Raw genomic sequence first — 11491 nt, forward strand, 5'->3', positions numbered from 1 at the left:
GCCATGGTTCGCCAGGAAGAACATTTGCGACTCCCAGCTGTCCGAGCTGAGGGGCCAGCCGTGGCTGAACACGATGGGCTGGGCGTCTTTCGGGCCCCAATCTTTGTAGTAAATCTCTACGCCGTCTTTGGTGGTGAAGTACATGATTGATCCTTTCAAGGCTATGTTAGAGTGCAAGTTGCTGTTTGAAAAAAGCGTCGGTGCGGCTGTTTGCGAGCTTTGCGTCGTGATCGTCGTAATGGTTGCCGCCGGGACGGGCAAAGGCATGATTGCGGCCCGGGTAGCTGTACAGCGCGACGTTCGGTTTGCCGGCCACTGAGGCTTTGATAGCGGCCTGCGCGTCCTTGTTGATGTATTCGTCTTCTTCGGCCAGGTGATACATCATCGGGGCCTTGATCTGCGGCGCTTCGGATACGTATTTCTCGGTGCCGCCGCCGTAGTAGGCGACGAAGGCATCGGCATCGGCGTCGATGCGCGCGGCGCTCATGAAAGTCAGCAGGCCGCCGAGGCAGTAGCCCGTCACGCCAACCTTGCCGTTGCCGCCTTCGATCTTGCGGGCTGCGGCGACGGTGGCCGCGATGTCCTGCACGCCTTTGTCGAAGTCGAAAGCACTGTAGAGAGCGAATCCTTTGGCCCAGTCGGCTTCCCTGGACTCGGACATGTCTAACCCTGGCTCGGCACGCCAGAACAGATCCGGGCAGACGGCGATGAAACCTTTGGCGGCGTAGTCGTCAGCGATACTCCGAATGCCGGCATTGACGCCAAAGATTTCCTGCAGCACGACCAGCACGGGGTAGGTGCCCGGCTTGGCGGGCCGTGCTACGTAGCACTGGAAATTGCCGTCGGGCGTGGAGATGGTCAGGCTCATGATGTGCTCCTTGTGGTTGTGTGTTTTGGTGAACTCACTTTAGAACTTGCTGGCGCTGGCGGGAACGCCCAAGCCTGCAAGGCCGTTTTGCAGAAATGCAGGGTCAACATGACGAGCGACTTCGACTGGAACGACATTCCGCTGATCCTCGCCCTGGCGCGCTGCGGCAGCATGAGCGCGACCGGCCGCGAACTGGGCGTGGACGCCTCCACCATCAGCCGCCGCATTGCCGCAGCCGAGAAGGCGCTGAACCTGCGCCTGTTCATCCGCGATAACACCCGCTATCAGCTGACCAGCGCGGGCCGCGTCTTCGTCGAGTACGGCGAGGCGGTATATGGCAATGTGCAGAGCATGCTGCTGGCGTCGTCGCAGGAGGCCGATGCGATCGGGGGCCTGGTACGCATTACCGCCATCGACTTCCTGCTGAATTTCTGGCTGACGCCCGCGCTGGCGGGCTTGCTGTCCGAGCATCCGGCGCTCGATGTGCAACTGCTGGGCGATAACCAGAACATGTCCTTCATGCGCGGCGAGGCCGACTTCGCCTTGCGCCTGGCGCAGCCCACTGAAGATGCGGCACTTTTGATGCGCAAACTGGGTGAGATTGGCTGGGCCGTTTTCGGTGCGCCGCGCTTCGTGGACACGCCGCCGGCGCAGTGGGGCAGCCAGCCGTGGATCGCCTATGATGCCTCGCTGTCCCATTTGCCCGAGATGCGCTGGCTGGACAGTCTGGCGCCGCAGCCGCGGATTGCCTTGCGCGTCAACAGCCTGGCCACCATGACCCAGGCTTGCCGCGCCGGCCTGGGGCTGGCGCTGCTGCCGTGCCTGATCGATGGCGATCCCGCGCTGGTGCGCCTGAGCGGCGCGGAAGTGCGGCGCGAGCTGTGGCTGCTGAGCCATCGGGATGCGGCCTCGATCGGGCGCTTCAAGACCGTGGCCGGCTGGCTCATCAGCCTGTTTGCCGACAATCGCCATAAACTCTGCGGTTCCTGAGAGGAAAACTGCTGTACAATCTTTTGGAACGATCGTGCTTTTTTGTTTGAGCACGAAAAAAACCAAGGAGACAGCATGGATTTGAACTATTCCGCTGCCGATGAGGCTTTCCGCGCCGAAGTGCGCGCCTTCCTCGAAGCGAATTTGCCCGCCGATCTGCAGCAGAAGGTGCGCCAGCACAAGCGTCTGGCGAAAGAAGACTATGTGCGCTGGCACAAGATCGCCGCCAAACAAGGCTGGGCAGCACCTGCCTGGCCGGCCGAATTCGGAGGTCCGGGCTGGAATGCGACCCAGCGCCACATCTGGGAAGAGGAATGCGCCCGCGCCGGCACCCCGCCCATCCTGCCGTTTGGCGTGAACATGGTGGCGCCGGTCATCATGGCTTTCGGTAACGAGGAGCAGAAGGCGCACTACCTGCCACGCATCCTGAATTGCGACGACTGGTGGTGCCAGGGATATTCCGAGCCGGGTTCCGGTTCCGACCTTGCCTCACTGAAGACTACCGCGGAACGCCAGGGCGACCACTACATCGTCAACGGCCAGAAGACCTGGACCACGCTGGGCCAGCACGCCGACATGATCTTCTGCCTGGTGCGCACCGATCCAGGCGTGCGCAAGCAGGAGGGCATTTCCTTCCTGCTGATCGATATGAAAACGCCGGGTATCACCGTGCGCCCGATCATCATGCTGGATGAAGAGCATGAAGTGAACGAGGTCTTCTTCGACAACGTGAAGGTGCCGGTGTCGAACCTGATCGGCAAGGAGAACAAAGGCTGGACGTACGCCAAATACCTGCTGGGCCATGAGCGTACCGGCATTGCGGCGGTGGGGCGCTCCAAGCGCGAGCTGCAATTCCTGAAACAGCTGGCCATGCGCCAGCAGCGCAACGGCAAGCCGCTGCTGGAGGACCCGCTGTTCGGCGCCAAGGTGGCAAATCTCGAAATCGAACTGATGGCGCTGGAAGTGACCGTGCTGCGTACCATCGCGCAGGAGCACCAGGGGCCGGGTCCGCAGGCGTCCGTGCTGAAAGTGCGCGGTTCCGAGATCCAGCAGATGTTGACGGAGCTGATGCTGGAAGCGGCCGGCCCGGAAGCGCTGCCTTTTGACCCGGAATATCTGGAGGGCCGCAGCGAGCATGCGGTCGCGGGCGACGACGCTGCCGCGCCGCTGGCGGGCTACTACTTCAACTTCCGCAAGACCTCCATTTACGGCGGTTCGAACGAGATTCAGAAAAACATCATCACCCAGATGATTCTGGGACTGTAAGGGGACGGCATGGATTTCACTTTCAAGGAAGAGCAGCAGCAATTCGCTGATGCGCTGCGTCGCTGGATCGACAAGGACTACGGCTTTGAAGCACGCCGCAAGATTATCCATTCCGATGCCGGCGTGTCCGACGCAGCCTGGTCGCAGCTGGTCGAATTGGGCATGACTGCGCTGCCGGTGCCGGAAGCGCAGGGCGGCTTTGATGGCAGTGCCGTGGACATGATGGTGGTGATGCAGGAGCTGGGGCGGGGCCTGGTGGTTGAACCTTATTTTGCGACGATGCTGGGTGCGCAGTTCCTCAAACTGGCCGGCGGCCAGGAGGCCTTGCTGGAGCAGGTCGCCAGCGGTTCGCTGAAGCTGGCCTGCGCACTGGGCGAGCAGCAATCGCGCTACGATCTGGCTGATGTCGCGACCATGGCCTCGCCATCGCATACGATTACCGGCACCAAGACTGTCGTGGTGCACGGCGGACAGGCGGGCGCATTCATCGTTTCGGCCCGCACGCGCGGCGCGCAGCGCGAGCGCGAAGGAATTGCGCTGTATGTCGTGCAGCGCGATGCCGCAGGTGTGACGGTCACCGATTACCGTACGCTGGATGGGCAGCGCGCCGCAACCGTACGCTTCGATGGCGCGCAAGCGACGCCATTGCGCGGCGGCTGGGATGTGCTGGAAGCGRCTGCCGATTACGGCAACACGCTGCTGTGTGCTGAAGCGATAGGCGCGATGGATGCGATCTTCGCCGCGACGCTGGAATATCTGAAAACGCGCAAGCAGTTTGGCGTGCCGATCGGCCAGTTTCAGGCGCTGCAGCATCGCATGGCGGATATGTTCATCCATCTGGAACAGGCGCGCTCGATGGCGATGCTGGCGGCGGTAAAAGTGTCGTCGGACGATGCGGAAGAGCGCCGCCGCGTGGCGTCGGCTGCCAAGGTGCGTGTGGGGCAGGCGGCCAAGTTCGTCGGCCAGCAGGCAGTGCAGCTGCACGGCGGCATGGGCGTGACCGACGAGCTGCCGGCAGCACACCACTTCAAGCGTCTGACCATGATCGGCCTTACCCTGGGCGATGTGGACCACCACCTTGAACGGTTCGCACACGAGCCGGGATTCACGGCGGGTCAATGACCCGCCCTACGTCGCCGGCGTTCGGTGGGTGGTAATTCATCGCATTTGGTGGCCGGCGCTGCGTGACCGGCGGACTCGCACGGCTGTCTGGCGTAGGGCGGATCATCGATCCGCCGGGCAGTCACGCGGCGCTGTAGCGGTCGCGGCCTGATTCCTTGGCTTCGTACAGTTCCCGGTCCGCAGCGCGGATCAGGATTTCGGGCGACAATCCATCGCCCGGCGCCAGCGTGGCCGCGCCGATGCTGACGGTGACGATATCGCTCACCGTCGACATGCGGTGCGGTATCGCCAGCCGCCGCACCTCAAGCAGAATACGCTGCGCCACCGTCTCCGCGCCGGACGCCTCCACGTTCGGCAGCAGCACCACGAATTCCTCGCCGCCGTAGCGCGCCAGCATATCCGGCGGACGTCCCGCGCAGTGCCGCATGGCGTTGGCGACCTGCTGCAGGCAATGGTCGCCGGCCTGGTGGCCATACGCATCGTTGTAATTCTTGAAGTGATCGATGTCGATCATGATCACCGACAGTGGCGTGCCTGAGCGCACGCAGCGCCGCCATTCGTTGTCGAAAGCGTCGTTGAAGCTGCGGCGGTTGGCGATGCCGGTGAGGGCATCAGTCAGCGTCAGCTCACGCATGGCGTCGGACTGGCGCTTCAACGTGAGATGGGTGCGCACGCGCGCCTTGACCACGGCCATGTTGAACGGTTTGGTGATGAAGTCCACGGCGCCCGCTTCCAGTGCGCGCGTTTCGTGTTCCGGCGTGGTGAGGGCGGTGAMGAAGATGATGGGAATGTCCTGCGCGCCGGGCGATGCACGCAGCGCGGCGCAGACTTCGTAGCCGTCCAGGCCGGGCATGACGGCATCAAGCAGGATCAGGTCCGGCTGCTGGTCATGCGCCAACTGTAGGGCTTTTTCGCCGTTCAGCGCGAACAGCAGCTCATGCTCTTCGCCCAGCACATGGCTCAGCATCTGGATGTTTTCGGTGGCGTCATCCACGATCAGGATGCGCCCATTGCGCGCCTGGTCGTCCCAGCTCATGCCCATTCCCTCCGTTTCAACATTTCCTTCACCAGATGTTCGGCGGCGGTGAAGTCGAGCGTGTCGATGGCTTCGGCCAGCGCGGGCGCCAGATCGGGACATTCCCGTTTGAGCGGTGCATGCAGGGATTTGAAGCTGGCGACCGCGCGCATATTGCTGTTGCGGAGCAGGGAGAGCAGCTCGGCCAGCGCGGCGTTCAAATCCGGCTCCGCTGCCGAGGCGACACTTGTTTCGCCGGGTTCGGGCAGGGCGCGGGCGGTGGTGATGACGGTGGTGATGGCGTCATCCAATGCGGTCAGCAGCGACGCCAGGGCGTCGTCCTGACCATCCGCCAGCGCGGCCTGGGCTTCGGCGCTCAGATCGGCGATCTCCCGCGCGCCCAGGTTGGCCGCGACGCCATGCACGCGGTGCAGCGCTTGGCCAGCGGCGTGGCGCTTGTCCAGTTCCAGCAGGCTGCGTACCTCGCTCACCGTAGCGCCCTGCGAGCGCTCGAAGCGTTTCAGCAGGACGACGAAGGCGGGAAAGTTGCCGTTCATCCGGCCCAGCGCGGCATGCAGATCAATGCCCGCCAGCTCCACCGGCAGCGCACCGCTGCCGTCCTGCGCGTGCGGCGCGTCAGTCTGGGCCGTCTGCAGCGATGGCAAGGATCGCCGGGCGCTCAGCGCGTGCGACGGCTGCGAGGATTGCGACGGCGGCGACGAGTACGACGGCGGCGACGAGTGCTGCGAGTGCGAAAGCTGAGACGGCTGAGACCTGTGCGACGGCGACGACGAGTGCGACGGCTGCAACGAGTGCGACGACTGTGGCGGGCGCGGCGCCGGCGGCATACTGTCGCCGTGCGGGGCGCAATCTCTGTGCACGGCGCTGCCGCTGCGCGGGGTGGCAAGGCGGGTGAGGGTGGCGATCAGTTCGTCGACGTCGATCGGCTTGGCGATATGCGCATTCACGCCCGCGGCCATGGCGCGCATGCGGTCTTCCTGCATCGCATTGGCGGTCATGGCGATAATCGGCAAGCGATCGAGACTCAGCGCGCGGATGGCGGCAGTGGCTTCGTAGCCGTTCATTACCGGCATCTGCAAATCCATCAGCACCGCGTCCGCACGGTCCGGACGCGCGCGCAGCATGTCCACCGCAATCTCGCCATTAGACGCGGTTTCAACCTGCGCATTTGCATGCTGCAGAATATAGCGCGCCATCTCCTGATTGATCTCATTGTCCTCGACCAGCAGCACGCGCATGCCCGCCAGCCGCCCGGCCAAAGGCGTCTGCGTGGCTTGCTGCATGGCCGGCGCGACGCCCGTCAGCGCCTCCAGTGCGGCAGCGCGCAGCTGACCCGGCGTGCATGGCTTGGCCAGCACAGTGGCGATCTGCAGGCTGTCAACCAGCGGACGCAGATCGTCCGCCGCCTGCTCGGACGCCATCATGATCACCGGCGGCAGATTCAGGCCCGCAATGCCGCGTGCCTCGACCAGCATCTCGATGCCATCCACCTCCGGCATGGCATTGTCAACGATAAGCAGATCCAGTTTCTGCTGATGGCTATGCAAGGTATGCAGGCAATGCAGACCTTCCGCTGCGCTGGCTGCCGTCCACACTGCCCATCCCAGAGTATCGCCCGCGTGCTCCAGTGCATGCAGTACGCTGCGGTTGTTATCGACCACCAGCACATGCAGCCCGCACAGAGCCGACGGCACATCGGCCGGCGGCACGCCCGGTGCGCACAGCAGCGGACACACGAAGCGGAAAGTCGATCCCTGGCCAGGTGTGCTCTGCACGCTGATCACGCCGCCCATCAGATCGACCAGGCGGCGCGAAATCGCCAGTCCCAGGCCGGTGCCGCCATAGCGCCGGCTTGTGCTGCTATCGCCTTGCGAGAAGGCGTCGAACATGCGCAGCTGCTGCTCCGGCGCGATGCCGATACCCGTATCGTGCACATAGAATTCCAGCGTGATGCGCRGCCCGTCGCGGCCAGCGTCGCGCACGCCCAGCACCACCTCGCCACGCTCCGTAAACTTGACGGCATTGCTCATCAAATTCAGCAGGACCTGATGCAGCCGCATGGCGTCGCCCACCAATTCGGCCGGCAGGCCGGGCGCGATGTCGAACACCGGCTCCACGCCCTTATCCCAGGCGCTGCCCGCCACGAGCATGGCGGTGCCGGCCAGCAGCTGTTCGAGATTGAAGCGCGCCTGTTCCAGCCGCAGCTGGCCGGCCTCGATCTTGGAAAAGTCCAGCACATCGTTCACCACGCCCAGCAGGGACTTGGTCGCCATCTGGATCTTGCCGACGTAGCCGCGCTCGCGCCGTTCCAGCGGCGCCTCTTCCAGCAGCCGCGCCAGGCCGATGATGGCATTCATCGGCGTGCGGATTTCGTGGCTCATATTGGCCACAAACTCGCTCTTGGCGCTGCTGGCCRCCTCCGCGCGGTCGCGGGCGCGCACCAGCTGTTCGTTGAGTTCCTGCAGGCGCTGCTCGCCACGTTTAAGTTCCGTCACGTCCGAGGCCAGCGCATAGAAGCCACGTACCTTGCCTTGTTCGTCGGCGTCCGGAATCAGGTTGATCCATGCGTAGCGCACATCTCCACTGGGCAGCGCGATTTCGCGGGCGAAGTTTTGCGGTGCGCCGTCCAGCACGGCCTCCAGCTGCGGCTGGATCTGGTCGACCAGGAAGGCCGGCAGTACGGCGGACATCGGCGCGCCCAGCACTTCCTCTTGCGTCTTGCGGAACCAGTCGAGGAAGAACTGATTGGCGAAGCGGCAGCGCAGCTCCGCATCCCAGTAGGCCACGATGCCCGGCAGATTGTCGGTGACCGTGCGCAGGAAGGCGGTGGTGCGTTCGGCGCGCTGCGATGCGCTCAGCAAAGCCGCTTCGGCGCGCTTGCGTTCAGTGATATCGACCGAGATGCCCAGCAGGTGCGTGGCGGTGCCCCACTCGTCGCGCAGCGCGACCTTGCGCGTGGTGAGCCAGCGCGCCTCGCCGTCGCCGGAGCGTACCTCTTCTTCGCGGATCTGCATCTCTGCGCTGGAGGCCAGCACCTGGCTGTCCGTTTCCCTGAAACCGGTCGCCATCTCGGCCGGGAAGATCTCTTCGTCGCGCTTGCCCAGCACCGCCTCGCGCGGACGGCCAAGGAAAAGCTCCCCGTGCCGGTTCAGCAGCTCGTAGCGCCTGCTCTCCGCTTCCTTCACGAACACCACGGCCGGCATATTTTCCAGTACGGATTTGAACAGCTGCTTGGATTGATGCAGTTCTGCTTCGGCGGCCTTCTGTTCCGTCATATCGACCAGCAGGCCGGTGATGCCCACCATGCGCTCGTCCGCACCGAATACGGGGTGGTAGCTGGCGGCAAAATGGCTTTCGCGTTCCGGTCGCCCGGCAGCCTTGCCGCTGAATTCAACGCCGGTGACGGGGCGGCCCGTGTCGAGTACGCGGCCGTAGGCATCATTGATGGAGGCCAGCAAGCGGCGGTCCTTGATCAGCTCATCGAAGCGGTAGCCCAGGTGCTCGCTGACGGGAATGCCGTTCAGCGCCGCGAGAAAATCGTTCACCATCAAAATGCGCAAGCGCGTGTCGACAAAGCTCAGGCCCACCGGAGCCGAGGCGCAAATCGTTTCCAGCAGGGCGTTGGAATCTTCCAGTTGGCGGGTGCGTTCCTGCACCAGTTGCTCCAGATCCTGGCGATGCCGCGCCAGCGCCTGTTCCAGCTGCTGTAGGGCCTGCGCCACTTCATGCGCCTCCTGGAAGGCCATCGGCGGCAGGATGAGTGGCGCGCCATCGGCCAACGCCTGCGCGGGCTGGCTCAGGGCGCGGATAGAGCGGCCAAGGCGGCCTCCGACGCGCCACGCAAACACGAAGCCCGCCAGTACCAGTGCCGCCAGCGCTGCGGTCAGCGCCGCCAGTTCGCCGCTGCTGCCGCCGAAGGCTGGCGTGACGGGCAGGGCTACCGTGATCGACCAGGCGCTATCCGGCGCCGTGCGGTAGGCGATTTTCACCAGCGTTTGCTGGCCGGTAGCTTCACCCTTGCTGAGCGCGATGATCTGATCCTTCGCGTCGAACAAGGTGGCGGATAATTCACGCGGCAAGGGCTGCTCGGTCAGCAGTGTGTCCAGCAAGCCGGCCGGCAGCAGCATGCTGACTGCCAGCACTGGCTTGCCTTCGCGGCTGATGGGCACATCCAGCGAGAAACCGGACGGCATGCGGGTGAGGGTAGTGCGGCCGCTGGCGAACAAGGCTTGCAGGCGGCGCGCATTGGCGGCGCGCGGCAAACCCTGATTGGTGGTGGCCAGCACCTGGCCGGTGGCGTCGCTCAGCAAGACCTGCTGGGCCGGGAAGCCCGGCCGCAGCTGGGCCGACGCCTGGCTGTGAAAGCCCGCGTAATCGCCGGACTTCATGCCCGGCGCAGCCGCCAGCGATATTGCAGCGGTTTCCACCGCCTGTAGCTGGCGATCCAGCGAGACGGCAACAGCGCGCGCCAGCCGCTGCTGATCGGCGGTGTTATCTGCGGTGGAAAAATGGAGAAAGAAGACGATCGCGCCGACCAGGGCAGGCAAGGCGCATGCCGCCACCAGCAGCGTGATCTGCGAACGTATCGACGGCAAAGGTTTGCTGGCTTCGTCCTGCACTACACATCCTTTCGGAATAGTGGCTGCAGGACGATGATAGCTCAGCTCACCGTGCGCGCAAAGCGTCAGCTCCCATGCTTTGCCAGCTCAATTTTGGCGATGGCGTTGCGGTGCACTTCGTCCGGGCCGTCGGCCAGGCGCAAGGTGCGGTTGCCGGCCCACTGATAGGCCAGCGGGAACTCTTCCGACACGCCCGCCGCGCCGTGCGCCTGAATCGCCCAATCCAGCACCTGCTGGGCTACATTGGGCGCCAGCACCTTGATCATGGCGATTTCCGCTTGCGCCACTTTATTACCGACGGTATCCATCATGTAGGCGGCTTTCAGTGTCAGCAGGCGCGCCGTGTCGATCTGGATGCGGGCTTCGGCGATGCGTTCACGCCACACTCCCTGCTCGGAAAGGCGCTTGCCAAATGCTACCCGGGCATTCAGGCGCTGGCACATCAGCTCCAGCGCACGTTCGGCCACACCGATGGCGCGCATGCAGTGGTGAATGCGGCCCGGCCCGAGGCGGCCCTGCGCGATCTCGAAGCCGCGGCCTTCACCCAGCAGGATATTGGTAGCCGGTACGCGCACATTGTCGAACGCGATTTCGCAGYGGCCATGCGGCGCATCGTCGTAGCCGAAGACGGGCAGGGGACGCAACACCGTGAGGCCCGGCGTGCCGGCCGGTACCAGGATCATCGATTGCTGCTGGTGGCGCGCGGCGTTGAAGTCCGTCTTGCCCATGGTGATGTAGATCTGGCAGCGTGGATCGCCGGCGCCGGAAATCCACCACTTGCGGCCATTGATCACGTAATGGTCGCCATCGCGCTCGATGCGGGTTTCGATATTGGTCGCGTCGGATGAAGCCACCGCCGGTTCGGTCATCGCGAAAGCCGAGCGGATTTCGCCGCGCAGCAGCGGTTCGAGCCATTGCTGCTTGTGTTCTTCGGTGCCATAACGTTCCAGCGTTTCCATATTGCCGGTATCCGGCGCGGAGCAGTTGAACACCTCCGCAGCCCAGGGTACGCGGCCCATGATTTCGCACAGCGGGGCGTAGTCCAGGTTGGACAAGCCTTCCGGTGCACGGGCGGAACGCGGCAGGAACAGGTTCCACAAGCCCTGTTCGCGCGCCAATGGCTTCAGGCGCTCGATCAGTTCAGTGGGAATCCAGCGGTTGCCCTTTTCGCGGCCGTTACGGTCCACTTCTTCGTGGAAGGCCTTTTCGTTCGGGTAAATGTGCTGGTCCATGAAGGCCAGCAGACGACCCTGCAACTCCTTGCAGCGGCCGGAATATTCAAAATCCATTATGCGTCTCCTCAATGGGGACGTAACACATTTGCCTCAAATGGGCCTAAATGTGTTACCGCCTTATGTGTTTTGTGCGTGGGACCAGCCCATTTCGGCCATCGGTTTGGCCAGCTTGCCTGACTCCAGCGCTTGCGCGCTCGATGCGGTGCCGTCCACATAGCGCTTCATGATGCCCTGCATGATGCTGGCGAGGCGGAACATATTGAAGGCGAGGTAGAAGTTGAAGTCTTCCAGGCGGATGTTCTTGCCGGTGCGCTCGGCGTACCTGGCGATGTATTCGCGCTGCGATGGAATGCCC

The 11491-nt window shown here is 63.9% G+C and carries 8 protein-coding genes and 1 pseudogene; 3 read left to right on the forward strand and 6 right to left on the reverse strand.

Annotation, left to right across the window (positions count from 1 at the left end):
* Both AB4Z11_RS09555 and AB4Z11_RS09560 read right to left on the reverse strand, forming a co-directional pair.
* Positions 1 to 267, reverse strand: a 267-nt coding sequence (locus tag AB4Z11_RS09555; RefSeq protein WP_442024783.1) for an alpha/beta fold hydrolase, incomplete at its 3' end; no start/stop codon positions are given.
* Positions 167 to 868 (reverse strand): dienelactone hydrolase family protein, encoded by a 702-nt coding sequence (locus AB4Z11_RS09560; protein WP_442024785.1) that lies wholly within the window; start codon positions 866 to 868, stop codon positions 167 to 169. The genes AB4Z11_RS09560 and AB4Z11_RS09555, both read right to left, overlap by 101 nt.
* Positions 869 to 976: 108 nt before the next feature.
* On the opposite strand from AB4Z11_RS09560, the gene AB4Z11_RS09565 reads away from it, so the two are divergent.
* From AB4Z11_RS09565 to AB4Z11_RS09575, 3 genes are all read left to right on the forward strand, one after another.
* Entirely contained in the window at positions 977 to 1858 is an 882-nt protein-coding gene (locus AB4Z11_RS09565) for a LysR family transcriptional regulator (protein ID WP_442024787.1), read from the forward strand.
* A gap of 75 nt (positions 1859 to 1933) precedes the next feature.
* Entirely contained in the window at positions 1934 to 3124 is a 1191-nt protein-coding gene (locus AB4Z11_RS09570) for an acyl-CoA dehydrogenase family protein (RefSeq protein WP_442024789.1), read from the forward strand.
* A 9-nt stretch (positions 3125 to 3133) separates the two neighbouring features.
* On the forward strand, positions 3134 to 4246 hold the full coding sequence (locus AB4Z11_RS09575) for an acyl-CoA dehydrogenase family protein (RefSeq protein ID WP_442024791.1): 1113 nt from the start codon (positions 3134 to 3136) through the stop codon (positions 4244 to 4246).
* Between the two features lie 121 nt (positions 4247 to 4367).
* Here the strand turns inward: AB4Z11_RS09575 and AB4Z11_RS09580 are convergent, their stop codons facing one another.
* The 4 genes and pseudogenes from AB4Z11_RS09580 to AB4Z11_RS09595 form a co-directional block, all read right to left on the reverse strand.
* Positions 4368 to 5282: a diguanylate cyclase domain-containing protein gene (locus AB4Z11_RS09580; protein ID WP_442024793.1), complete on the reverse strand. Its 915-nt coding sequence runs from the start codon at positions 5280 to 5282 to the stop codon at positions 4368 to 4370.
* Entirely contained in the window at positions 5279 to 9901 is a 4623-nt protein-coding gene (locus tag AB4Z11_RS09585; RefSeq protein ID WP_442024795.1) for a PAS domain-containing protein, read from the reverse strand. The genes AB4Z11_RS09580 and AB4Z11_RS09585 overlap by 4 nt, the downstream gene beginning before the upstream one ends.
* A 65-nt stretch (positions 9902 to 9966) precedes the next feature.
* On the reverse strand, positions 9967 to 11190 hold the full coding sequence (locus tag AB4Z11_RS09590) for an acyl-CoA dehydrogenase family protein (protein ID WP_442024797.1): 1224 nt from the start codon (positions 11188 to 11190) through the stop codon (positions 9967 to 9969).
* Between the two features lie 63 nt (positions 11191 to 11253).
* Positions 11254 to 11491, reverse strand: a pseudogene (locus AB4Z11_RS09595) (phosphotransferase family protein); the annotation flags it as partial.

The sequence above is a fragment of the Pseudoduganella sp. RAF53_2 genome (assembly GCF_052113985.1).
Lineage (GTDB): Bacteria > Pseudomonadota > Gammaproteobacteria > Burkholderiales > Burkholderiaceae_D > Rugamonas.

Excerpts from the sequence above, each read along its gene's own strand:
- AB4Z11_RS09570 (WP_442024789.1), top strand. The coding sequence starts at position 1,934 with ATGGATTTGAACTATTCCGCTGCCGATGAGGCTTTCCGCGCCGAAGTG.
- AB4Z11_RS09565 (WP_442024787.1), top strand. The coding sequence starts at position 977 with ATGACGAGCGACTTCGACTGGAACGACATTCCGCTGATCCTCGCCCTG.
- AB4Z11_RS09560 (WP_442024785.1), bottom strand. The coding sequence starts at position 868 with ATGAGCCTGACCATCTCCACGCCCGACGGCAATTTCCAGTGCTACGTA.